This is a genomic window from Bacillus sp. ISL-4 (assembly GCF_018613275.1).
In the GTDB taxonomy this organism is placed as follows: Bacteria; Bacillota; Bacilli; order Bacillales; family DSM-1321; genus Peribacillus; species Peribacillus simplex_E.
Window position 1 is genome coordinate 40,980 of sequence record NZ_JAGGQN010000037.1, and the last position, 21,680, is coordinate 62,659.

Consider the following 21,680-nt stretch of genomic DNA (forward strand, 5'->3'; position numbering starts at 1 on the left):
AGGAGGTAAAATATAATGGTCATGACAGATCCTATTGCAGATATGCTTACTCGCATCCGTAATGCGAATATGGTTCGTCACGAAAAACTGGAAGTTCCTGCTTCAAAGATCAAAAAGGAAATTGCTGAGATCTTAAAAAGTGAAGGCTTCGTACGTGACTTTGAATTAATCGAAGACAACAAACAAGGTATCATCCGTATCTTCTTAAAATACGGTGCAAACAACGAACGTGTTATCACTGGTCTAAAACGTATCAGCAAACCTGGTTTGCGTGTATATGCAAAAACTGGAGAGGTACCACGCGTTCTTAACGGTTTAGGTATCGCAATTGTTTCTACTTCTCACGGAGTTTTAACAGACAAGGAAGCTCGCTCTAAACAAGTTGGCGGAGAAGTTTTAGCATACGTTTGGTAATACATTTTCACAAGAATGGAGGTGCACATTATGTCTCGTATAGGTAAAAAACCTATTGAAATACCTGCAGGCGTAACAGTTACTGTTACTGGAAGTGAAGTAACTGTTAAAGGACCTAAAGGTGAATTAACTAGATCATTCAATCCTGACCTTTCAATCGTTGTTGAAGAGAACGTGTTAACTGTTACACGTCCGTCTGACGAGAAGGCTCACCGTTCTTTACACGGTACTACTCGCGCACTTATCTCTAACATGGTTGAAGGTGTATCAACAGGATTTGTAAAATCACTTGAACTTATTGGGGTTGGGTACCGCGCACAAAAGCAAGGTACTAAGCTTATCCTTAACGTTGGATATTCCCACCCTGTAGAAATAGAGCCAGAAGCTGGCGTTGAAGTCGAAGTTCCTTCTAATACAAAAGTAATCATCAAAGGTGCAAACAAAGAACGTGTAGGAGCTCTAGCAGCTAATATCCGTGATGTTCGCCCACCTGAACCGTATAAAGGTAAAGGGATTCGTTACGAAGGCGAATTCGTTCGTCGTAAAGAAGGTAAAACCGGTAAGTAATGCCGCATAAGTAAACGAAAGGAGTGACGTAAATGATTACGAAGCTTGATAAAAATGCTACTCGTCAGAAAAGACATGCACGTGTACGTGCTAAGCTTTCTGGAACGGAAGCTCGTCCTCGTTTAAATGTGTTCCGTTCAAACAAACACATTTACGCACAATTAATTGACGATGCAAAAGGCGTAACATTAGCAAGTGCTTCAACTCTTGATAAAGAGATCAGTATCGAAGCTAGTAGCAATGCTGAAGCAGCTCAAAAAGTTGGCGAACTTATTGCGAAACGTGCTGTTGAAAAAGGTTTCAAAGCTGTGGTATTTGACCGCGGTGGTTACCTCTTCCATGGTCGTGTTAAAGCATTGGCTGACGCTGCTCGTGAAAACGGCTTAGAATTTTAATGGATAAGGAGGGACATAACAGATGCGTAGCATTGATCCTAATAAATTAGAACTTGAAGAACGCGTAGTTACAGTAAATCGTGTAGCTAAAGTTGTTAAAGGCGGACGTCGTTTCCGTTTCACTGCACTAGTTGTTGTTGGTGATAAAAATGGTCATGTTGGATTTGGTACTGGTAAAGCTCAAGAAGTTCCGGATGCTATCCGTAAAGCTATTGAGGATGCTAAGAAAAATCTAATTACTGTACCAATGGTTGGAACTACTATTCCTCACCTTGTGAACGGTCGCTATGGCGCAGGTCACATTCTATTGAAACCAGCTTCTGAAGGTACAGGAGTAATTGCTGGTGGTCCTGTTCGTGCGGTACTTGAATTAGGCGGAGTAAGTGATATCTTGTCTAAATCTCTAGGTACTAATACACCTATTAATATGGTTCGCGCAACAATTGAAGGATTGAAGCAATTGAAACGTGCTGAAGACGTAGCTAAGTTACGTGGGAAATCAGTACAAGAACTGTTAGGATAAGGAGGGAAATCGAATTATGGCTAATAAATTAGAAATTACCCTCACTCGCAGCTTGATTGGTCGTCCTGAAGATCAACGTGTTACAGTTAACACTTTGGGTTTACGCAAAATGCATCAAACGGTTATTCAAGAAGATAACCCTGCGATTCGCGGTATGATTACCAAAGTTGCTCATCTTGTTACTGTAAAAGAACAATAAAATAATTTTTAACTTAACAAGGAGGTGCCAACATGAAACTTCATGAGTTAAAAGCTGCAGAAGGTTCTCGTAAAGAACGTAAACGTAAAGGTCGCGGTATTGGATCTGGTAACGGTAAAACAGCAGGTAAAGGACACAAAGGACAAAACGCTCGCTCCGGCGGCGGTGTGCGTCTTGGATTTGAAGGGGGTCAAACTCCTCTATTCAGACGTTTGCCTAAACGTGGATTTACCAACATCAACCGTAAAGACTATGCTATCGTGAATCTTGATACGTTAAATCTTTTCGAAGACGGTACTGAAGTAACACCAGCTCTTTTACTAGAGACTGGAGTTGTAAGTAAAGAAAAAGCAGGAATCAAAATTCTTGCAAAAGGAAGCATTGAGAAAAAGCTTACTGTTAAAGCTCACAAATTCTCTTCTACTGCTAAAGAAGCTATCGAAGCTGCTGGCGGTAAAACAGAGGTGATCTAATGTTTCGCACGATCTCCAATTTTATGCGCGTGGGTGAAATAAGGAATAAGATTATTTTTACCCTTCTAATGTTAATCGTCTATCGCATCGGTACATTTATACCTGTACCGCATGTGAATGCCGATTTTCTCGCTGAACAGGACCAGCTGAGCGTCATCGGTCTTTTAAATACCTTTGGCGGTGGAGCACTGAAAAACTTTTCTATATTAGCGATGGGTATCATGCCATACATCACGGCATCCATCATAGTTCAGCTGTTACAGATGGATGTTGTTCCTAAGTTCACTGAATGGTCTAAACAAGGAGAAGCAGGGCGCCGTAAATTAGCTCAATTCACTCGTTACTTCACTATTATCCTAGGGTTTATCCAAGCAGTTGGTATGTCTTATGGGTTCAATAATATGTCAGGTGGCCAGTTGATTGAAAATCCTGGAATTGCAACATACTTGCTTATTGCGACTGTCTTAACGGCAGGAACAGCTTTTCTTTTGTGGTTAGGGGAGCTGATCACTGCTAAGGGTGTGGGTAATGGGATTTCCGTCATAATCTTTGCTGGTATCGTAGCTAGTTTGCCAAATACGGCAAATCAGATTTATGCCCAACAATTTGAAAATGCCGGTGATCAATTATTCTTACGAATCATATCGATTATCCTCATTGTTTTAGCAGTATTAGCAATCGTGGTTGCTGTTATTTTCATTCAGCAGGCATTACGAAAAATTCCTATTCAGTATGCGAAACGTGCTGCGGTAGGTCGTACACAAATGGGTGGCCAGTCTACTCATTTACCATTGAAAGTAAATGCTGCGGGGGTTATTCCGGTAATCTTTGCAATGGCATTTATCATTACTCCCACTACAATCGCTTCTTTCTTTGGAAAGAACAGCGTGACTAGTTGGATATCAACAAATCTTGATTACACCAAGCCAATTGGTATGATCATATATGTTGCTCTTATCATTGCTTTTGCGTATTTTTATGCATTCATTCAGGTTAACCCTGAACAAATGGCTGAGAATTTGAAAAAGCAAGGTGGCTATGTGCCGGGGATTCGTCCAGGTAAGAGTACACAAGAATATTTAACACGTGTTTTATACCGTTTAACGTTTGTAGGCTCTATATTTTTAGCCATCATTGCCGTTTTACCGGTATTTTTCATTAAGCTTGCTGATTTACCTCAATCTGCACAGATTGGCGGTACCAGTTTGCTGATCGTAGTGGGGGTTGCCCTTGATACGATGAAGCAGCTGGAATCACAACTTGTGAAGAGACACTATAAGGGTTTTATAAAGTAATGAGTTTTGGGAACGGCTTGTTCCCTTTACCCATTATAGAGTTTGAGGGGGAAGAAAATTGAATCTAGTGTTAATGGGTCTGCCGGGTGCTGGTAAGGGCACTCAAGCTGAACAAATCGTAGAAAAATATAATATCCCTCATATTTCTACTGGAGATATGTTCCGAACAGCTATCAAAGATGGAACAGAATTAGGTCTAAAGGCGAAATCATTCATGGACAAAGGCGAATTGGTACCTGATGAAGTTACCATTGGCATCGTACGTGAACGTTTAAGCAAGGAAGACTGCCTAAAAGGATTTTTGCTTGATGGATTTCCACGTACTGTGGCACAGGCAGAGGCACTTGAAAGCATTCTAACTGATTTAGATCGCAAAATAAATTTTGTCATTAATATCGATGTTGATAAAAACATTTTAATGGAAAGATTGACAGGACGTCGTATTTGCAAATCATGTGGTGCGACATACCATCTTGTATTCAATCCTCCTGCTAAAGATGATGTATGCGACCGCTGCGGCGGAGAATTATATCAACGTGCCGACGATAATGCAGAAACGGTTCAAAATCGCTTAGATGTGAATTTGAAACAAACCAAACCACTTCTTGATTTCTACGGAGACAAAGGATACTTGGTCAACATTAACGGACAGCAAGATATTAATAAGGTATTTGAAAATATCGATGTGTTGCTTGGTGCTTTACAAAATTAATCATTCGTATTGATTTATGAAATTCATACCATTTTTATAACTTACTTATTAAACTTGGTGCATTCCTATAATACAAAGGGTATAATGGATTTCGCGAGAGCATTCGCACATTTATTAATCAGGTTCTTGTACTTGGTATTCCCTGAATTGGGCGATTACTTTTTAAGTGATCTTCATGGACATATCCGGTCGGCAAAATTGATGAAGAAATGCAGTGACTCTATTGGGATTCCTAAAGAGTCGTGATATAGAGGGTTGAAAGAAGCTATGTCAGGCGTGCGCCTTTCAAACATCTCCCATGCTATTCAAACCTATGTCGAGACTAATTGCTTCTCTATTTCGAGAGTATGTCGGTCACGGAATCGGTCAAGACTTACATGAGGACCCATAAAATCCTCATTTCGGTCCAACTGATAAAGGTCCTCAGTTTAAGCCTGGTTCTACAAAATGGTGAATACTTGATGCAGAATTGTAAGACTTATGAGGATAATTGGACTGTAGTAATGTTGACGGAAAGATGTGTACCTTTAATAGGTTCACGCATAGAGAAGGGAGAATCACTTTAATGGCGAAAGATGATGTAATTGAAGTAGAAGGCACAGTACAAGAGACTTTGCCAAATGCAATGTTTAAGGTAGAATTGGAAAATGGTCATACTGTTTTAGCTCATGTATCCGGTAAAATTCGTATGCACTTTATTCGCATTTTGCCTGGAGATAAAGTTACGGTTGAGCTTTCCCCGTATGATCTAACTCGCGGCAGAATCACATACCGGTTCAAATAATCCGGTTACGCTCCGATCTGTATAAGGAGGTTAGATAGCAATGAAAGTCAGACCATCAGTCAAACCAATCTGCGAAAAGTGTAAAGTTATCCGCAGAAAAGGTAAAGTTATGGTTATTTGCGAAAACCCTAAACATAAACAAAAACAAGGCTAAATAGAAGGAGGTGCACTCAAGCATGGCACGTATTGCTGGAGTAGATATTCCCCGTGACAAACGGATTGTTATCTCATTAACATATATATATGGTATTGGAAAACAAACAGCGATTAAGATTCTTGCAGAAGCAGGCATTTCTGAAGAAACTCGCGTTCGTGACTTAACGGAAGACGAATTGAACAAAATTCGTGATATCATTGACAAGCTTAAAGTAGAAGGCGACCTTCGTCGTGAAATCTCCCTAAACATCAAACGTTTAATGGAAATCGGTTCTTACCGTGGTTTACGTCACCGTCGTGGTCTTCCTGTTCGCGGTCAAAATACAAAAAACAATGCTCGTACGCGTAAAGGACCTCGTCGTACTGTAGCTAACAAGAAAAAATAATTAGTAAAGGAGGTTACTTTTCATGGCACGTAAAACTAATACACGTAAACGTCGTGTGAAAAAGAATATAGAAACTGGTATTGCACATATTCGTTCAACATTCAATAACACTATCGTTACGATCACTGACTCTCATGGTAATGCTATTTCTTGGTCAAGTGCTGGAGCTCTAGGATTCCGTGGATCTCGTAAATCCACTCCATTCGCTGCACAAATGGCTGCTGAAACAGCTGCTAAAACATCAATTGAACATGGTATGAAAACTCTTGAAGTTACAGTTAAAGGACCTGGTGCTGGACGTGAGGCTGCTATTCGTGCACTTCAAGCTGCTGGCCTAGAAGTAACTGCAATTAAAGATGTAACTCCAGTTCCACATAACGGATGCCGTCCACCAAAACGTCGCCGTGTTTAATTTTTCTGTATAGATTTTGTATTCCTGTCAATAATGGGATATAATACTGAGTTTGCGTTCTTACAGAGGATTAATTTTCAGTTGTTGCGCACAGCGGGAACGTATACATGGGGAATTTCGGTTTAAGTGACTTGGTTTACTTGCCGGGGTTTTGACGTTTTGAAGGAGGGTTTATTGATGATCGAAATAGAAAAACCAAAAATCGAAACGGTTGAAATCAACGACGATACCAAATACGGTAAGTTCGTCGTAGAGCCACTAGAGCGTGGGTATGGTACTACATTGGGTAACTCCTTACGTCGTATTCTTTTATCCTCACTCCCAGGTGCTGCTGTCACAGCTATACAAATTGATGGAGTGCTACATGAGTTCTCAACAATTGAAGGCGTCGTGGAAGATGTAACATCTATCATTCTTAATGTGAAAAAACTAGCTCTTAAGATTTACTCTGATGAAGAGAAGACGCTGGAAATTGACGTTCAAGGTGACGGAGTCATCACGGCTGCTGATATCACTCATGATAGTGATGTAGAAATTCTTAATCCGGATTTATATATTGCTACAATTGGTAAAAACGGTCATATGCGTATGCGTTTATCTGCACGTCGCGGCCGCGGCTACACTCCTGCTGTTCAAAACAAGAGAGAAGACCAGCCAATTGGTGTAATTCCAATCGATGCTCTTTACACTCCAGTTTCACGCGTATCTTTCCAAGTTGAAAATACACGTGTTGGACAGTTGTCTAACTTTGACAAGTTAACGTTCGATGTTTGGACTGATGGCAGTACTGGTCCGCAAGAAGCGGTAGCACTTGGAGCTAAGATTTTAACGGAGCATTTAAATATCTTTGTTGGTTTAACCGATGAAGCTCAAAATGCTGAAATCATGGTTGAAAAAGAAGAAGATCAAAAAGAAAAAGTTCTTGAGATGACGATCGAAGAATTAGACCTTTCTGTTCGTTCTTACAACTGCTTGAAACGTGCTGGAATCAATACCGTTCAAGAGCTAGCTCATAAAACGGAAGAAGATATGATGAAAGTACGTAATCTAGGACGTAAATCACTTGAAGAAGTGAAAGCGAAACTAGAAGAATTAGGCTTAGGTCTTCGTAAAGACGACTGATAACATGGCGGAATCAATCCATTATGTTGTGAGCCTTGTTATAGACACACAATATAGAACTTCAACAAAGGAGGGAATCTCTAATGGGTTACAGAAAGTTAGGACGCACTAGCGCACAACGTAAAGCATTACTTCGTGATTTAGCTACGGATCTTATTATCCATGAGCGCATTGAAACTACTGAAGCACGTGCAAAAGAATTACGTTCTGTAGTAGATAAAATGATCACTCTTGGTAAACGTGGTGACTTGCATGCACGCCGTCAAGCTGCATCTTTCATCCGTAACGAAATCGCTGACGCTGAGAATGGCACAGATGCCCTTCAAAAACTATTCAGTGACGTGGCTCCACGTTATGTAGAACGTCAAGGTGGATACACTCGTATCATGAAAGTTGGTCCACGCCGCGGTGACGGTGCACCAGTCGTGGTTATTGAATTAGTTTAATAACAACGATGAAAAAGGGCGGGACAAATGAATATACTCACTTGTTCTATGCCCTTTTTCTTTTTTTAAAATAGAAATTCTGTCATTTAGAAATTCGCATTGAGTGTTACGATGGCTGGCGGAACCTGTATTATACAGGGAGCCTTCACGTCTAGCTCAAGCATCCCTTCCCGCTTTTGATAAGCGATTATAAGATAACCTGTTTTTCGTAACAGGCCCGCTGTTAGCTGCTCTTAATTTACCGAAAATTCTTTCGGTGGAAGGGGTGCAGCGTTTTTTTATATTTTCAGAAGGAAAAACTACTATATTTATATTGAGTGAGCAGAGTTTAGATTAGACGAGTGCAGTCGAGGATGAGGAGGGCCACATGGTGAAGAAGCTGGTTTCTTTAAATAATATTGTTTTTAAATATGAGGGTCAGTCTCGAAACGCCTTGGATGATGTTTCTTTTGATATTCATCAGGGGGAGTGGCTTGCGATTGTCGGACATAATGGCTCTGGCAAGTCGACATTAGCGAAGTTACTGAATGGTCTTCAGTTCGCTAACTCAGGTACCATTACGATTAATGATCAACTTTTGACAGAAGAATCCGTTTGGGATGTACGCCAGAAAATTGGAATGGTTTTTCAAAACCCAGATAATCAATTTGTAGGCACTACAGTTCAGGATGATGTGGCTTTTGGTTTAGAAAACGCCGGTGTTTCTCAGCAGGTTATGGTGGAGCGTGTTCATGGTGCGTTAAATAAGGTTAAAATGAATGCCTTTCTTAATCAAGAGCCGCACCATCTATCCGGCGGTCAAAAGCAAAGAGTGGCCATAGCAGGTGTAATAGCCTTGCAGCCAGACATAATCATCTTAGATGAAGCAACCTCTATGCTTGACCCAAGAGGCCGTGAAGAAGTGCTTGAAACAGTTAGGGAATTAAAACAGGAAAACGATATCACTGTCATATCAATCACCCATGATCTTGAGGAAGCTGCGAAAGCTGATCGAATGATAGTGATGAACCAAGGTCGGTTATATCGTGAAGGACCGCCTCAGGTTATTTTTGAGTTAGAGGATGAATTGATTGCTCTTGGTCTGGATATTCCCTTTTCAGTGAAACTAACCAAGGAGTTACAAAAAAATGGTGTTCGTGTAGTTGATGGGCATTTGACAGAGGAAGAGTTGGTGAAGGATTTATGCGAATTACACTCGATGATGTAGAATACCGCTATCAGGTGAATACTCCTTTTGAACATCTAGCCCTTCATGATGTCAATATTTCAATGGAGCCGGGAACCTATACCGCAATCATCGGGCATACAGGGTCCGGGAAATCCACGCTACTGCAGCATTTGAATGCTCTATTAAAACCGACGAAGGGTCGGGTCTTCATTGGGGATCGGACGATTGAGGCCGGAAGAAAAGAGAAGGCGTTGCGGCCAATTAGACAAAAGGTCGGTATTGTTTTTCAGTTTCCGGAACATCAGTTATTTGATGAAACGGTTGAAAAGGATATATGTTTCGGACCTATGAATTTTGGCGTTTCTGAAATCGATGCTAAGGAACTGGCCAGGAAAGCCATCGCGCAAGTCGGATTGGATGAGGAAATTCTAGGGAAATCACCATTCGACTTATCTGGCGGACAAATGCGACGGGTGGCCATTGCTGGGGTACTTGCCATGGAGCCCGAAGTATTGGTACTTGATGAGCCCACTGCGGGACTGGATCCGCGAGGACGAAAAGAAATCATGGATATGTTTTATGATCTGCATAAAGTAAGGGGCATTTCAACGATTCTTGTGACACATAGCATGGAGGATGCAGCCAAGTATGCGGATGACATCATTATCATGCATAAGGGTACAGTGTTCAAAAAGGGAACCCCCCAGGAAATTTTTTCAGAGCCGGAACAATTAATGGAGCTTGGCCTGGATGTTCCTGATACGGTCCGTTTTCAGCTAAAGCTCCAGAAGGAACTTGGTGTTCGATTTGATCATCCATGTCTTAATATCGGTGATTTAGCGATAGAAATAGATAAAGCCATGAAACGGGGGAACCGCTGATGCTGGATAAAATGATTATCGGGCGTTATGTCCCTGCAAATTCACTGATGCACAAGATGGACCCAAGGGCTAAATTGCTCCTCGTGTTCCTGTTCGTTTGTGTCGTCTTTTTGGCGAATAATGTCGTTTCTTACGGGTTGCTTGCTGTATTCACCATCCTTTTGATCAGTATTTCCAAAATACCGCTTCGCTATCTTTATAATGGGTTAAAACCAATCTTTTTCTTGATCGTTTTTACATTCCTTCTCCATATATTGTTTACGAAAGAAGGGGAATTGCTTTTTGAATACGGTTGGTTTGAAATTTATGAAGGCGGTCTGATTCAAGGTTTTTTCATATCCGTTAGATTTACTTTACTAATCCTTGTTACGTCGCTTTTAACTTTGACGACATCCCCGATATCCATTACAGATGGGATGGAAGAGCTGTTGGGGCCCTTGAAAAAGTGGAAGATGCCTGTACATGAACTGGCATTGATGATGTCCATTGCCCTTCGATTCATCCCAACGCTAATGGAGGAAACGGAAAAAATCATGAAGGCCCAAACTGCAAGGGGCGTTGACTTTTCATCTGGCCCGATAAAGGACAGGGTTAAATCAATTGTACCGCTGCTTGTTCCTTTATTTGTCAGTTCATTCAAACGGGCGGAGGAGTTGGCAACTGCCATGGAGTCAAGAGGATACCGTGGCGGGGAAGGCCGCACGAAATATCGCCAATTGGACTGGAAGACGAGTGATAGTCTTTTGATGGTCTCAATAGGTGTTCTAACGTTCATGTTATTTTTATTACGTTCATAATAAGGAAGAGAACTATGCCAAAATATAAATGTGTGATCGCTTATGACGGCACGGATTTTGCAGGTTATCAGGTGCAGCCAGAGAAACGCACCATACAAAGTGAATTCGAGGCAGTCTTGGCCCAAATGCATAAAGGCACAATTATAAAAGTGACTGCTTCAGGCAGGACAGACTCAGGGGTCCATGCAAAGGGGCAAGTACTTCACTTTGATTCACCCCTTACATTCCCTACTGAAAACTGGGTAAAGGCGTTCAGCGCCCTTCTTCCGACCGATATCATCGTTCTGGAAGTCGATATCGTGCCTGACGATTTTCATGCGAGGTTCCATACGACTGGGAAAGAGTACCGTTATATCATAGCCCGTTCGAAACTACGGGATCCGTTCCAAAGAAATTACGCCTATCATTATCCCTTCCCATTAGATGGGGAGGCGATGAGGGAAGCAATCTCCTATTTGATAGGGACACATGACTTTACAAGTTTTTGTTCGGCAAAAACGGAAGTTATCGATAAAGTTCGAACCATAAAAGAAATGGATTTTGAAGAGAGCGATGATTTTATGGTTTTCCGCTTCGTTGGCGAAGGTTTTTTGTATAATATGGTCCGTATCCTGGTTGGCACGCTCCTGGATGTCGGCAGCGGCAAGATGTCACCCCGTGACATGAGTGGGATTTTGGACAAAAAGGACCGCAGTTTTGCAGGGAAAACAGCGCCGGCCCAAGGCTTGTATTTATGGAAAGTATTTTACAAATAAAAATATTTTCGAAGTGATACCAGTTTTTTTACAACTGGAAAACGGGATGAAATCAGTAATGGAGCGGTTTGTCGCTATACTGACCTTTTCATGGAGTTGCAAAGAGTGTTTTATAGACAACTTATCCTAGTGTAACATTCCCTTGACAATGAATCTGGGAGAAGTTAATATAATATGGTATGTATTTTAATCCCACGATAAGCCCCGGAAGTTTATTGTGATTGAAAATAAATATAAAAAATTAAAAAGTTTTTTAGGAGGTTAACCATGCGTACGACATTTATGGCGAAAGCTAATGAAGTAGAACGTAAATGGTATGTGATTGACGCTGAAGGCAAAACTTTGGGTCGCCTTTCTACTGAAGTAGCATCCATCTTACGTGGTAAACATAAACCAACTTTTACACCGAACATTGACACTGGTGATCATGTAATTCTTATCAATGTTGAAAAAATCCACTTGACTGGTAAAAAATTGACAGACAAAATTTATTACCGTCACACTATGCATCCAGGCGGTCTTAAAACTAGAACTGCTCTTGAAATGCGTACAAACTACCCTGAGAGAATGCTTGAACTTGCTATCAAAGGTATGCTTCCAAAGAATTCTCTTGGTCGTCAAATCTACAAAAAATTACACGTATACGCTGGAGCTGAGCACCCACACGCTGCTCAACAACCAGAAGTATACGAATTACGCGGATAATTACTAAGGAGGTTACTATCTTGGCACAAGTTCAATATTATGGTACTGGTCGCCGTAAGAGCTCAGTAGCTCGTGTACGTTTAGTACCAGGCGAAGGTCGCATCGTTATTAACGGTCGTGACATTAATGAATATATTCCTTTCGCAGCATTACGTGAAGTTGTTAACCAACCACTAGTTGCAACAGAAACTACTGGAAATTACGACATTCTAGTAAACGTTAGCGGTGGTGGATACACTGGTCAAGCTGGAGCAATCCGTCACGGTATCGCTCGTGCATTGCTACAAGTTGATCCAGAATACCGTCCATCTCTTAAAACTGCTGGTTTACTAACTCGTGACCCACGTATGAAAGAGCGTAAAAAATACGGTCTTAAAGGCGCACGTCGTGCACCTCAGTTCTCAAAACGTTAATTCTATTACCGTTTCGAAAGGCCCTCAACCATTTTGGTTGGGGTCTTTTTTTTGTCCGGAAAAAGATTTTGATCACATCACGCTCCATGAACTTATATATATAAAATAATAAAGCATATCCGGGATATCCCAGATATGCTTTATTTTAAAGAACGCATTGTTAACGATTTTAGTTAGGGGATTCACTTTCACTTTTTTTAATTGCGGCTTTTTTCGGCATAAAGCATGCAAAAATTAACGCCACAAAAGATAGGATTAACATAAAAACATAGGCATTACTTGAGCCGAAGATAGAAGCTAATGCCTCTAATTGTCTAGCTGTAATGTTTTCATTTTGCACTGTTAGCTCAGAGACATGTGAAGTTGCTTGCGTTGTATACACTGTGATGACAACTGCTGTTCCAATAGCCCCTGACAATTGGCGAATGGTATTATTTACAGCTGAACCATGGGAACCCAATTCTCTTGGTAAAGCATTCAGCCCTGCTGTATTTAAAGGCATGGTAATAAAGCTTAATCCAATTCGTAATATAATGGTACGGACCATTAAATAGATATAGGTTGTGGATTCGTTTATATCTATGACTCCCCACATCGAAACAATGATAAATACTAGACCTGTAATAAAGAGTGGTTTAGCGCCGTATTTATCATACATTTTACCAGTGACAGGGGACAAGAAGGCATTAATCACAGCTCCAGGCAATAACAGTAAACCTGCTTCAAATGCTGTAAAACCTCGTCCATTCTGCAAGTAAATTGGTAAAAGAATTAAATCCGCATACATAATCATCGTAATCAGTACATTGAGGAAAGATGTGAGCGTGAAAACTTTGTACTTAAATACAGATAAATTTAATAATGGATCGCTGGATTTCATTTGTCGTAAACAGAATAGAGCCGTCACGATTATTCCGGCGATTATTGTAGTAATGATAACGAGAATATCCCATCCCTTGCTTCCTGCACTGCTAAATCCAAATAATATGCCGCCAAAACCAATCGTTGATAAAATGACACTTGTGATATCTAATTTTGCTTTTGTTGTCTCTGCAACATTCATTAAATATTTGAACGCTAGAACAATGACGATTATGATAAATGGGGTTAACCCAATAAATAACCATCTCCATGAAACATATTCAATGATAAAACCAGATAATGTAGGAGCTATGGCTGGAGCAAAAATTATCGCAAAGCCGATTGTCCCCATAATACTTCCACGCTTTTCGCTAGGATATAAATATAAAATAACTGTCATCATTAGAGGTATTATTATCCCGGCACCAATTGCTTGAATCATTCTTCCCGTTAACAGCATGCCAAAATTCACAGCACATGCACTAAGTGCAGATCCGATTAACAAAAAGAACATCGAGCTAATAAATAGCTGCCTTGTTGTAAACCGTTTCATTAAAAAAGCCGTAATCGGCACTAAAACACCGTTCACTAGCATAAATCCTGTTGATAACCATTGTACAGTTGCAGCAGTTACATGAAATACGTCCATTAAACCACTCAATGCAACATTTAATAAAGTCTGATTTAATGTTGATAAAAAACAGCCAGCAATCAGTACAATTAATAAAATTTTTTTATTTCTTTCTGTTATATCATTACTCATTCGTAAACTCCTTTATTTTTGACTTGCATTCTCAACATCGTGTCGATAAAATCGATGGTAACAAAAATATATGTTGTTTACCATGAACAGTTTTCTTGAAAATGTTCACTAATCGACATAGGGATATACGCTGTTGAGAAAGTCAAAGAAAATCTATAAAGGAGTTAAAAATGTCTATTCCTAAAAAAGAAGATCCTCGTACAATTCGGTCAAGGGAGATGTTTAAGAACGCTGTCATTGCTCTCTTATCCGGGGACCCTGCCATTTCAAATTTAACGGTTCAGAAAATCGCAGCTAAAGCAGGATTAAACCGAACAACATTTTACCTGCATTATCAGGATATTCAAGATTTACTAACGCAAATCACCGATGAGATTTTAAATGAGCTTTCTGATAAAATTTTTTCTTTAATACATGCAAAAGATTTATCAGAAAAACAACAGCTAACTCAATTACTAGATTATTTATATATCCATCGAAATTATTTACTTGTTTTATTTAAGACGAATCAATTTGAGGAACAATTGTTTTCATTATTAAAGCAATTAGTAGAAATAAGACGGAAGAATACCAAGAAGGATTTACCTGCTGATTATGTTGACATTGATATTAAAACGGCCTCATTGGTAGGCATTATAATATGGTGGTTAAGAAAGGGGCTTCATTTTAGTTCAGATTATATTGCCAACCAAATTTATTTAATGTACAGAGTGCAATGATTCTAAAACCGTTTGAATGAACCTTGAATTTCATTAAGTCTTTTTTATGCCCGGAAAAAAATAAGACCATACCATGCCACCCATCCAAGTCTTCCAGACTCTATGCAAATGAAACGCCGCAGTGAAGGGGCTTCAGATGTTGATGATAGTTATGTTCCATTTGTTTACACATGAGTTTATTTATGTCATACAGAATTTTTTGTGAAATCCATATTTATTAAGTTCCTGTTTAGGAGTATGATAATACTTAAAAAAAGAAAGAGGACTTCATATGAATTCAACATACTCACCGATTGAAACAACTAAAACAAAAGCCTTGGTCATCAATGCGCTATTCATTGCATTAACCCTTGTAGCGACAATGTTCATCAACATCAAGCTCCCAATAATGGGTAACGGCGGCCTGATCCATCTGGGGAACGTTCCCCTTTTCATAGCTGCTTTGGTTTATGGCAAAAAAACAGGAGCGATAGCAGGCGCCTTCGGTATGGCCTTCTTCGATCTTTTCTCTGGTTGGGCGGCATGGGCACCGTTTACATTCGTTATTGTAGGAGCAATGGGCTATCTAGCCGGCCTTATATCCGAAAAGGTACCGGGCAAAAGAGAATTGGTATACACTATGGCCGTTGCCGTTGCATTGGTTATAAAAATCGTCGGCTACTATTTTGTCGAAGTTATTCTTTATGGTAACTGGATACAGCCATTTGGCTCCATCCCCGGAAACGTGATGCAGGTCGTAATAGCTGGTATAATTGTAGTGCCACTTGCTGGTCGATTAAAGAAAAGAGCTGGACAGATATAAAGTGAAACAAAAATAGGAAGCCATTTTAAACTTTGTGTTGCACCACCTTTGGATGTTGTACTGCGCTCTGAACCTCAGGCAGTTTAAAAAGACATCCTGCTAAGTAAGCGGGTATTAAATGAATTCGCTATTATAAAATGTTTTATCAAAGGACATCCGTTAACCATGGATGTCCTTTTTATCTTAATAGACCACAAAGCCTGAAGTTGTCATGGAGGATGGCTGGCTTAAGTTTAAGGAAGAACACGACATGAATAATCAGTATTGATCAAGGTCAAAAGAGCCATGCGCAGTGAGCGGCCCAAGTCGGAAAGGTCAGCCTCAGGTAGCTGCCTGAGTGGCGGGTTAGGGGAGAAAACTCCTGGTTTTCTAACATTAAGGTCCTTGTGCAGTCTGAACTTTAACAGGTTTCTTATCATATTGCATATCGATTGGCCATTTTCAATTACCTGCCGAACCTATCCTCATTATTTTTTGCCAATAGAATAAATGAATGGTTCAAAATAGAACGCTAAAACTAAAATTATGTCTTGGGAAATAATTTTGGGAAATGGGGAATTGCCCCGGAGGTGAATTATGGCTGTGATATTAGGTTTACAGGAGATGCAAAGGGAAAGGCAATTGAAGTTCGAACGTAGGCTGCTAAGGGAACTTTCTATCGAAGATATGAAGGGGAGGATTAAGCGTTACTTCGGACAGGATTTGATGGATGTTTTGGAGGAAGGCTACTTTGATGTTGCCATCGAGGCTTATTTATTAGGAGCAAACTATAGTAAGTTTGGCTATTATGGTGAGTCGGAAGAAGATGTTAGGTCCAGGTGCTGGAAGGAAGAGAAGTTTTTGGTCGATACTCTTTTTAACTTTATTTTGTATTGGCGGGAAGTTACAGTTAATAACGCTTTCGATGAAGGTTTGTTTTATTGTTGTGAAGGGTTTGTTGGAGATTGGTGGCTGGACGGCTTTAAGACTGGAGAAAAACGATATAAAATGAAACTGCATTAAGAAGGCAAATCCCATTCCTTGTTCTAATTTCATGGTTTGTCCCATACTTTTTAGTAGAGAGATCATGGAAGGGGAACGGTCATGCGCAAAAAGTTGAAATATACAGGGATCGCTATGGGATTGTTTGTCCTTTTTTTAATTGTGACTTTTAAATTTGTTGAAGATGATTCTTGGGACTCCTGGAATCTTCCGTTGTCAGGTAAGGTCATCATCTTGGATGCAGGTCACGGAGGAATGGACGGCGGGGCAAATATACAAGAAGTTATGGAAAAGGAAATTGCCCTTTCCGTTTCATTAAAGGTCAGGGACTATTTACAGGAACAGGGTGCCCTTGTCATCATGACACGTGAGAAGGATGAGGACTTGGCACAGGGAAATACAAAGGGTGTCCGCCAGCGAAAACAGGAAGACTTACGGAATCGGGTTGAAATGATCAATGATTCGGAAGCGGACTTATTCTTAAGCATTCATTTGAACTCTTTTCCATCAGCGTCATCGAAAGGTGCCCAGACCTTTTATACAAACAGGTTTGAGGAAAATGAACAGGTGGCAAAATTCATTCAAACTGAAATCATTAGAAACCTGGAAAATACAAAGCGTGATGCAAAAACGATTAATCATGTGTATTTAATGAATTATGCTAAAAAACCGGGAGCTCTTGTGGAAATTGGGTTTCTTTCCAATTCCGAGGAAAGGGAACGCCTTATCAGTGATAAGTATCAAGAAAAGGTTGCCAGTTCGATTTATATGGGCATTTTACGGTACTTTACAGAGGAAAAACTATCGGATAAAGAGTGATGTCGGGGTCTTGTAAGGTACAAGACCTTTTTATTATGGGGAAAATTATCAGGTTTCGCATGCGGGGAAGATAATAAGCTTTCTTTCTGTTATATGTTATACTGAAAAATGGGAAAATAAAATTCAAAGGGGTGCTCGACTTGTTAACAGAAGAGAAAGTACTGAATTTATTAAAGGATCTTAAAGACCCTTTTCTACATAAAAACCTTGAAGAGACAAATGGAGTTATAGAAATCAAAATAAAGCCTGAAAAGAATCATGTAAGCGTTAAACTTGCGATTGCGAAAACGGGGACTGCCGAACAAATGCAAATGCAATCGGAAGTTGTGGACTTGCTGAAAACGAACGGAGCGGAATCGGTAGGTATCCGTTTCACGGAGCTTTCAGAAGAGGAGTTGGCCAAGCATCGTGAAAGCATTCCTCAGGATGAAGCGGACCAAGGTTTGCTTGGACCTAACAGCAAAACACAATTCATCGCGATCGCCAGTGGTAAAGGCGGAGTGGGAAAATCCACGATTTCAGTGAATTTCGCTACTTCACTTGCTCGTTTGGGTAAAAAGGTCGGGCTGGTTGACGCCGATATTTATGGATTCAGCGTACCTGATATGATGGGGATAACAAAAAGACCGGTTGTTCGCGGAGAAAAAATCATTCCTGTAGAACGGTTTGGCGTTCAAGTTATCTCAATGGGCTTTTTTGTAGAGGATAACGCGCCGATCATCTGGAGAGGACCGATGCTGGGTAAAATGCTTAACAGTTTCTTTAATGAAGTGGAATGGGGAGATTTGGACTATCTGGTCCTTGACCTACCGCCGGGTACAGGCGATGTTGCTTTGGACGTTCATACGATGCTCCCTTCATGTAAAGAAATCATCGTTACGACACCGCATCCGACTGCAGCCTTCGTTGCGGCAAGAGCTGGTGCCATGGCCATCAAGACAGAACACGAAGTCATCGGTGTCATAGAGAATATGTCATTCTTCGAAAGTAAAACGACCGGTGAAAAAGAGTATGTATTTGGAAAAGGCGGCGGCGAGAAGCTTGCAGAAGAGCTTCGTACAGAAGTTTTAGGTCAACTTCCCCTGCAACAGCCAGATTGGAACGAAGAGGACTTTGCTCCATCCATTTACGCAGCGGACCATAGACTCGGTAGGATTTATGAAGATATTGCCAAAAAGGTCATTGAAAAACTACAATGAAAAGAAGGCTGATTCCGATTGGAATCAGCCTCTGTTCATTCTTTTTACTTTTTCTCCTTCTCTACAGCTTTAGTGGCTGCTTTATCCAATTTCTCTTGCATTTTCGCCTGAATGAGAGGACTCTCCATGGTTTCGATGATCAGCTCTTTATAGACCGACCGCATTTCCTTTGTTTTTAATAATTTATTCATTTCTTTTTCCATATCGGGTTCTTTCATTATATCCATGAGCATTCCACGATACTGAGGATCAGCAGTTAAGTCCTTCAATACCTTTTTATGTTCATCTTCTAATGCTTTAGCATAAGCGGAAGCAAACTCGGGATCCTTAAATGTCTTTTTCCAAAATTCCTTCCCTTTATCTGAAGTGACAATATCTTCAATGGATTTCTTAATGTCATCCGAATCCATAATAAGTTCAGCTTTCGTTTTATCATCAGTAATGATATCCTGGATGGCTTTTTTTCCATCATCTGTCTTCAAGATATCGACGACCATTTTCTTTGTCTCTTCATACTCCATTTTTTCTGCGCCTGCTCCATTTTGAGCACAACCGGAACAAACGAGTAAGAATGATGTGAAAAGCAAAGTAACTCCCACTCTCATACGCAGGGCCCCTTTCATCCTTCTTACTGTTAATATGGTTCCAATCGGCGATATTATTCCTTGGTGGAATAAGTGGATTTTTCCAAATTTGGTTGGTACAATTAAGGAAATGAAATAGAAATGTATGGAGGAAAACAATGAACAGCCGTAACTTAGTTAAATTGTTTTTAACAACATTGCTTATAGGTGGTGTAACGGGCGGAGTTGTAGGGTTCTTGTCTCGGTGGAGTGAGTTTAAGCCTTATTTTTCTTCTTTTGAAGTCAGTGCCATCCTATCAACTTTTATTTGGTTATTCGGTGTTGGATTAATTTTCAGTGTCATAAGCCAAGCCGGCTTTTTTGCCTATTTAACGATACATCGTTTTGGTCTGGGGATATTTAAAAGCGCTTCCTTATGGAATGCCGTTCAACTTGTACTCATTCTTTTTGTTGTATTCGATCTTGTTTACCTGCGATATCTCAGCTTTGGTTCAGGCGAGGGGATCAGTTCCTACATCGTGTTAGCGTTGGTTGTATTGGCCGCGGGGCTTATTACAGCTTATTTCAAAATGAAACAAACGAATAAACAGTCGTTCATACCGGCCTTATTTTTCATGGTTGTGGTCACGGTTTTGGAGTGGATACCTGTCCTAAGTGCCAATGATGAAAGCTGGCTTTACTTCATGCTGTTTCCGTTGCTAGTCTGCAATGCTTATCAAATATTGGTTCTGAGCAAATTGATTGAACGTTCACAAAGGGAATTGGCCAGTAAAAGAGGGAGTAAGCAATCTCCGGCAAAGGGAAAGATGAAAGCCGGTGAACTAGGTAAAGGCAGCTAACCTATTTGTAAGTCGGTCCATACATAAGGAAGTCAAAACATAAAAACTGCGTACTAAAGGTTTTGGAGACCATTAGTACGCAGTTTTTTCAGTCAGCGGATTTCCTCACTGCTTGCTGATGAATTGGAAATCATCTCAGAAACGTTAACGAAGTTTAAATTTTTTGATCGAAGTTCACTTACTAACTCCGGTAGAGCCTTATTCGTTTGTTTTGCTGAGTCTGAAGCATGTAATAAGATGATATCACCCTTTTGTGCCTTGGTGATGTTCTGAACGATCCGATCCACACCTGGATTGGTCCAATCCTTTGAATCGATGCTCCAATGGACAACGGTATATCCGAAATTCTTGCTGATCTTTAAGAGGCGTTTATCAAAGTGACCGGTGGGAGCACGTAAAAGTTCTATATTCTTTACATTAAGTTTTTTAAATGCTTCCTGGGCTTTAGAAATATCCCGGATGATTTCCTGATCTTCCATTTCGGAATAATCCTTATAATCGTAACCAAGCATGCCGATTTCATATCCTTCTTTCACAATTTCAGCCACTATGTCCGGATGACGTTCAGCCCAAGATCCCGCAAGGAAAAAAGTGGCGGATTTAATCTTTTCTCTTTTTAATGTCTCTATTATTGGAGCGGCTTTCTCATCACCCCAGCCAATATTGAACGTAATCGCAACATTCTTTTCACCTTTATAAACCGCTTTCGGCCCATCTTCTGTAGAAAAAACGGGGGCATGAAGAATGTTTTGTACAAAAAGAAACCAAGCGGTAAAAAGTGCCGTAAGCAAAATTAACGAATAATATTTGATGTTCTTGGCTTGAAGCACCATGAAAAATTTCATTAATCCATCCCCTTGTCCAAAGTACTCTTGTCTTCAAATTTATGCGCGAGGATTATTGTTATGCAAAAAAATCAGTTGAAAATTCATAAAATTGATGGGAATGGGGAAAGCTGTCTGTTGGAGGTGTGAACCATGCTCGGTTTATTGATTAATGACAAGGAAAAGATGGAATTGGAGTATCTTTTAAAAAGAGAGATGGATGAAATACTATTCGATTTGCAGGATGACAGAATCGATCACTTAGTCAAAAGGGCAATAAACGAGAAATATAACATTCTTTTCAGGTTGTTTAAAAGGGTGAGCACCGAGGAGGAATGCCTAATGTATATGAGGGGGAAAACGAATTTATCCGAGTGGAATCAGTAATGATATTTAAATGTGATTTATATTCAAAATATCTATTGACTATTGGTTTATACGCTGGTATATTATAAAAGTTGCTGAAACGTAATAGCTTTTGAAAAAGAATGAAAAAAACTTTTTTAAAAAAGTTATTGACGCAGTGGTAATAAGATGTTAAGATATTAAAGTCGCTAAGAGAGATGGCGAACAAATTGCTCTTTGAAAACTGAACAAAACAAAGCGCCAACGTTAAATTTTAAGTGAGCACACACTATCAAAAAAGCAAATGAGCAAGTCAAACATTTCTTCGGAGAGTTTGATCC

30 protein-coding genes are annotated in these 21,680 nt (G+C 40.1%); 27 read left to right on the plus strand and 3 right to left on the minus strand.

The annotated features are described in order from the left end of the window. Window positions 1-15: 15 nt before the first annotated feature. The 20 genes from rpsH to rpsI all read left to right on the plus strand — a co-directional run bounded on the left by rpsH (window position 16) and on the right by rpsI (window position 12,603). Complete coding sequence (gene rpsH, locus J7J00_RS20905; RefSeq protein WP_034304995.1) at window positions 16-414, plus strand: 30S ribosomal protein S8; 399 nt, start codon at window positions 16-18, stop codon at window positions 412-414. Window positions 415-444: 30 nt separating this feature from the next. Continuing rightward, window positions 445-981, plus strand: coding sequence for a 50S ribosomal protein L6 (gene rplF / locus J7J00_RS20910; protein ID WP_214794260.1), 537 nt, complete (start codon window positions 445-447; stop codon window positions 979-981). A 32-nt stretch (window positions 982-1,013) separates the two neighbouring features. Continuing rightward, window positions 1,014-1,376: a 50S ribosomal protein L18 gene (gene rplR, locus J7J00_RS20915; RefSeq protein WP_063235799.1), complete on the plus strand. Its 363-nt coding sequence runs from the start codon at window positions 1,014-1,016 to the stop codon at window positions 1,374-1,376. Between the two features lie 22 nt (window positions 1,377-1,398). Then, on the plus strand, window positions 1,399-1,899 hold the full coding sequence (rpsE, locus tag J7J00_RS20920; protein ID WP_034304987.1) for a 30S ribosomal protein S5: 501 nt from the start codon (window positions 1,399-1,401) through the stop codon (window positions 1,897-1,899). Between the two features lie 16 nt (window positions 1,900-1,915). Beyond that, window positions 1,916-2,098 carry a 50S ribosomal protein L30 gene (rpmD, locus tag J7J00_RS20925; RefSeq protein WP_076372857.1) on the plus strand — a complete coding sequence of 61 codons (183 nt, stop codon included), beginning with the start codon at window positions 1,916-1,918 and terminating at the stop codon, window positions 2,096-2,098. A gap of 32 nt (window positions 2,099-2,130) precedes the next feature. Next, on the plus strand, window positions 2,131-2,571 hold the full coding sequence (gene rplO, locus J7J00_RS20930) for a 50S ribosomal protein L15 (protein ID WP_063235801.1): 441 nt from the start codon (window positions 2,131-2,133) through the stop codon (window positions 2,569-2,571). Continuing rightward, window positions 2,571-3,866, plus strand: a complete 1,296-nt coding sequence (gene secY, locus J7J00_RS20935; RefSeq protein ID WP_214794262.1) for a preprotein translocase subunit SecY — start codon at window positions 2,571-2,573, stop codon at window positions 3,864-3,866. The genes rplO and secY overlap by 1 nt, the downstream gene beginning before the upstream one ends. A gap of 58 nt (window positions 3,867-3,924) precedes the next feature. Continuing rightward, complete coding sequence (locus J7J00_RS20940) at window positions 3,925-4,578, plus strand: adenylate kinase (RefSeq protein WP_098373564.1); 654 nt, start codon at window positions 3,925-3,927, stop codon at window positions 4,576-4,578. A 565-nt stretch (window positions 4,579-5,143) separates the two neighbouring features. Next, a complete protein-coding gene (gene infA / locus J7J00_RS20945) occupies window positions 5,144-5,362 on the plus strand; it encodes a translation initiation factor IF-1 (protein ID WP_028390440.1) in 219 nt (72 codons plus the stop codon). Window positions 5,363-5,402: 40 nt separating this feature from the next. Next, the gene (gene rpmJ / locus J7J00_RS20950; RefSeq protein ID WP_003156543.1) at window positions 5,403-5,516 is read left to right on the plus strand and encodes a 50S ribosomal protein L36; all 114 of its coding nucleotides are present in this window, start codon (window positions 5,403-5,405) and stop codon (window positions 5,514-5,516) included. A 22-nt stretch (window positions 5,517-5,538) separates the two neighbouring features. Then, entirely contained in the window at window positions 5,539-5,904 is a 366-nt protein-coding gene (gene rpsM / locus J7J00_RS20955; RefSeq protein WP_063235804.1) for a 30S ribosomal protein S13, read from the plus strand. 22 nt (window positions 5,905-5,926) lie between these two features. Continuing rightward, complete coding sequence (gene rpsK / locus J7J00_RS20960; RefSeq protein WP_028390438.1) at window positions 5,927-6,316, plus strand: 30S ribosomal protein S11; 390 nt, start codon at window positions 5,927-5,929, stop codon at window positions 6,314-6,316. 177 nt (window positions 6,317-6,493) lie between these two features. Then, window positions 6,494-7,438 carry a DNA-directed RNA polymerase subunit alpha gene (locus J7J00_RS20965; RefSeq protein WP_034304976.1) on the plus strand — a complete coding sequence of 315 codons (945 nt, stop codon included), beginning with the start codon at window positions 6,494-6,496 and terminating at the stop codon, window positions 7,436-7,438. Between the two features lie 83 nt (window positions 7,439-7,521). Further along, window positions 7,522-7,884 (plus strand): 50S ribosomal protein L17, encoded by a 363-nt coding sequence (gene rplQ / locus J7J00_RS20970; protein ID WP_214794264.1) that lies wholly within the window; start codon window positions 7,522-7,524, stop codon window positions 7,882-7,884. A gap of 367 nt (window positions 7,885-8,251) precedes the next feature. Beyond that, window positions 8,252-9,091 (plus strand): energy-coupling factor ABC transporter ATP-binding protein, encoded by an 840-nt coding sequence (locus J7J00_RS20975; RefSeq protein WP_214794266.1) that lies wholly within the window; start codon window positions 8,252-8,254, stop codon window positions 9,089-9,091. Next, window positions 9,067-9,933, plus strand: a complete 867-nt coding sequence (locus J7J00_RS20980) for an energy-coupling factor ABC transporter ATP-binding protein (RefSeq protein ID WP_214794268.1) — start codon at window positions 9,067-9,069, stop codon at window positions 9,931-9,933. The genes J7J00_RS20975 and J7J00_RS20980 overlap by 25 nt, the downstream gene beginning before the upstream one ends. Then, the gene (locus tag J7J00_RS20985) at window positions 9,933-10,730 is read left to right on the plus strand and encodes an energy-coupling factor transporter transmembrane component T family protein (RefSeq protein WP_214794271.1); all 798 of its coding nucleotides are present in this window, start codon (window positions 9,933-9,935) and stop codon (window positions 10,728-10,730) included. Before J7J00_RS20980 ends, J7J00_RS20985 begins: the two co-directional genes overlap by 1 nt. Before the next feature lie 14 nt (window positions 10,731-10,744). Then, a complete protein-coding gene (gene truA, locus J7J00_RS20990) occupies window positions 10,745-11,485 on the plus strand; it encodes a tRNA pseudouridine(38-40) synthase TruA (protein WP_286201506.1) in 741 nt (246 codons plus the stop codon). A 267-nt stretch (window positions 11,486-11,752) separates the two neighbouring features. Then, window positions 11,753-12,190, plus strand: a complete 438-nt coding sequence (gene rplM / locus J7J00_RS20995) for a 50S ribosomal protein L13 (RefSeq protein ID WP_034304960.1) — start codon at window positions 11,753-11,755, stop codon at window positions 12,188-12,190. Window positions 12,191-12,210: 20 nt separating this feature from the next. Next, window positions 12,211-12,603 (plus strand): 30S ribosomal protein S9, encoded by a 393-nt coding sequence (gene rpsI / locus J7J00_RS21000; protein WP_057915234.1) that lies wholly within the window; start codon window positions 12,211-12,213, stop codon window positions 12,601-12,603. 169 nt (window positions 12,604-12,772) lie between these two features. Here rpsI and J7J00_RS21005 read toward each other — a convergent pair whose 3' ends face one another. Further along, window positions 12,773-14,227: a DHA2 family efflux MFS transporter permease subunit gene (locus tag J7J00_RS21005; protein WP_214794273.1), complete on the minus strand. Its 1,455-nt coding sequence runs from the start codon at window positions 14,225-14,227 to the stop codon at window positions 12,773-12,775. A gap of 170 nt (window positions 14,228-14,397) precedes the next feature. On the opposite strand from J7J00_RS21005, the gene J7J00_RS21010 reads away from it, so the two are divergent. The 5 genes from J7J00_RS21010 to J7J00_RS21030 all read left to right on the plus strand — a co-directional run bounded on the left by J7J00_RS21010 (window position 14,398) and on the right by J7J00_RS21030 (window position 18,747). Then, window positions 14,398-14,946 carry a TetR/AcrR family transcriptional regulator gene (locus J7J00_RS21010; RefSeq protein WP_214794275.1) on the plus strand — a complete coding sequence of 183 codons (549 nt, stop codon included), beginning with the start codon at window positions 14,398-14,400 and terminating at the stop codon, window positions 14,944-14,946. A 271-nt stretch (window positions 14,947-15,217) separates the two neighbouring features. Beyond that, window positions 15,218-15,748: an ECF transporter S component gene (locus J7J00_RS21015; RefSeq protein ID WP_214794277.1), complete on the plus strand. Its 531-nt coding sequence runs from the start codon at window positions 15,218-15,220 to the stop codon at window positions 15,746-15,748. Between the two features lie 576 nt (window positions 15,749-16,324). Continuing rightward, window positions 16,325-16,750, plus strand: coding sequence for a DUF2521 family protein (locus J7J00_RS21020; protein WP_214794279.1), 426 nt, complete (start codon window positions 16,325-16,327; stop codon window positions 16,748-16,750). Window positions 16,751-16,831: 81 nt separating this feature from the next. After that, complete coding sequence (gene cwlD, locus J7J00_RS21025; protein ID WP_214794281.1) at window positions 16,832-17,548, plus strand: N-acetylmuramoyl-L-alanine amidase CwlD; 717 nt, start codon at window positions 16,832-16,834, stop codon at window positions 17,546-17,548. Between the two features lie 140 nt (window positions 17,549-17,688). Further along, the gene (locus J7J00_RS21030) at window positions 17,689-18,747 is read left to right on the plus strand and encodes an Mrp/NBP35 family ATP-binding protein (RefSeq protein WP_214794283.1); all 1,059 of its coding nucleotides are present in this window, start codon (window positions 17,689-17,691) and stop codon (window positions 18,745-18,747) included. Window positions 18,748-18,791: 44 nt separating this feature from the next. Here the strand turns inward: J7J00_RS21030 and gerD are convergent, their stop codons facing one another. Beyond that, window positions 18,792-19,352, minus strand: coding sequence for a spore germination lipoprotein GerD (gene gerD / locus J7J00_RS21035; RefSeq protein WP_214794285.1), 561 nt, complete (start codon window positions 19,350-19,352; stop codon window positions 18,792-18,794). A 137-nt stretch (window positions 19,353-19,489) separates the two neighbouring features. Between gerD and J7J00_RS21040 the strand changes: the two genes are divergently transcribed. After that, window positions 19,490-20,170 carry a KinB-signaling pathway activation protein gene (locus J7J00_RS21040; protein WP_214794287.1) on the plus strand — a complete coding sequence of 227 codons (681 nt, stop codon included), beginning with the start codon at window positions 19,490-19,492 and terminating at the stop codon, window positions 20,168-20,170. Between the two features lie 92 nt (window positions 20,171-20,262). On the opposite strand, the gene pdaB is transcribed toward J7J00_RS21040, so the two are convergent. Then, a complete protein-coding gene (gene pdaB / locus J7J00_RS21045; protein WP_141994045.1) occupies window positions 20,263-21,015 on the minus strand; it encodes a polysaccharide deacetylase family sporulation protein PdaB in 753 nt (250 codons plus the stop codon). A gap of 132 nt (window positions 21,016-21,147) precedes the next feature. On the opposite strand from pdaB, the gene J7J00_RS21050 reads away from it, so the two are divergent. After that, entirely contained in the window at window positions 21,148-21,381 is a 234-nt protein-coding gene (locus tag J7J00_RS21050; RefSeq protein WP_098373550.1) for a hypothetical protein, read from the plus strand. Window positions 21,382-21,680 lie beyond the last annotated feature (299 nt).

Coding starts and splice junctions, on each gene's coding strand:
- rplR (WP_063235799.1), top strand. CDS start 1,014: ATGATTACGAAGCTTGATAAAAATGCTACTCGTCAGAAAAGACATGCA.
- truA (WP_286201506.1), top strand. CDS start 10,745: ATGCCAAAATATAAATGTGTGATCGCTTATGACGGCACGGATTTTGCA.
- J7J00_RS20965 (WP_034304976.1), top strand. CDS start 6,494: ATGATCGAAATAGAAAAACCAAAAATCGAAACGGTTGAAATCAACGAC.
- rplF (WP_214794260.1), top strand. CDS start 445: ATGTCTCGTATAGGTAAAAAACCTATTGAAATACCTGCAGGCGTAACA.
- J7J00_RS20985 (WP_214794271.1), top strand. CDS start 9,933: ATGCTGGATAAAATGATTATCGGGCGTTATGTCCCTGCAAATTCACTG.
- J7J00_RS21010 (WP_214794275.1), top strand. CDS start 14,398: ATGTCTATTCCTAAAAAAGAAGATCCTCGTACAATTCGGTCAAGGGAG.
- J7J00_RS20975 (WP_214794266.1), top strand. CDS start 8,252: ATGGTGAAGAAGCTGGTTTCTTTAAATAATATTGTTTTTAAATATGAG.
- J7J00_RS20980 (WP_214794268.1), top strand. CDS start 9,067: ATGCGAATTACACTCGATGATGTAGAATACCGCTATCAGGTGAATACT.
- J7J00_RS21015 (WP_214794277.1), top strand. CDS start 15,218: ATGAATTCAACATACTCACCGATTGAAACAACTAAAACAAAAGCCTTG.
- J7J00_RS21050 (WP_098373550.1), top strand. CDS start 21,148: ATGCTCGGTTTATTGATTAATGACAAGGAAAAGATGGAATTGGAGTAT.
- cwlD (WP_214794281.1), top strand. CDS start 16,832: ATGCGCAAAAAGTTGAAATATACAGGGATCGCTATGGGATTGTTTGTC.
- rpmJ (WP_003156543.1), top strand. CDS start 5,403: ATGAAAGTCAGACCATCAGTCAAACCAATCTGCGAAAAGTGTAAAGTT.
- pdaB (WP_141994045.1), bottom strand. CDS start 21,015: ATGAAATTTTTCATGGTGCTTCAAGCCAAGAACATCAAATATTATTCG.
- J7J00_RS21020 (WP_214794279.1), top strand. CDS start 16,325: ATGGCTGTGATATTAGGTTTACAGGAGATGCAAAGGGAAAGGCAATTG.
- rpsH (WP_034304995.1), top strand. CDS start 16: ATGGTCATGACAGATCCTATTGCAGATATGCTTACTCGCATCCGTAAT.
- rplQ (WP_214794264.1), top strand. CDS start 7,522: ATGGGTTACAGAAAGTTAGGACGCACTAGCGCACAACGTAAAGCATTA.
- rpsE (WP_034304987.1), top strand. CDS start 1,399: ATGCGTAGCATTGATCCTAATAAATTAGAACTTGAAGAACGCGTAGTT.
- rpsM (WP_063235804.1), top strand. CDS start 5,539: ATGGCACGTATTGCTGGAGTAGATATTCCCCGTGACAAACGGATTGTT.
- infA (WP_028390440.1), top strand. CDS start 5,144: ATGGCGAAAGATGATGTAATTGAAGTAGAAGGCACAGTACAAGAGACT.
- J7J00_RS21040 (WP_214794287.1), top strand. CDS start 19,490: ATGAACAGCCGTAACTTAGTTAAATTGTTTTTAACAACATTGCTTATA.
- rpmD (WP_076372857.1), top strand. CDS start 1,916: ATGGCTAATAAATTAGAAATTACCCTCACTCGCAGCTTGATTGGTCGT.
- J7J00_RS21005 (WP_214794273.1), bottom strand. CDS start 14,227: ATGAGTAATGATATAACAGAAAGAAATAAAAAAATTTTATTAATTGTA.
- rplM (WP_034304960.1), top strand. CDS start 11,753: ATGCGTACGACATTTATGGCGAAAGCTAATGAAGTAGAACGTAAATGG.
- rpsK (WP_028390438.1), top strand. CDS start 5,927: ATGGCACGTAAAACTAATACACGTAAACGTCGTGTGAAAAAGAATATA.
- rplO (WP_063235801.1), top strand. CDS start 2,131: ATGAAACTTCATGAGTTAAAAGCTGCAGAAGGTTCTCGTAAAGAACGT.
- gerD (WP_214794285.1), bottom strand. CDS start 19,352: ATGAGAGTGGGAGTTACTTTGCTTTTCACATCATTCTTACTCGTTTGT.
- secY (WP_214794262.1), top strand. CDS start 2,571: ATGTTTCGCACGATCTCCAATTTTATGCGCGTGGGTGAAATAAGGAAT.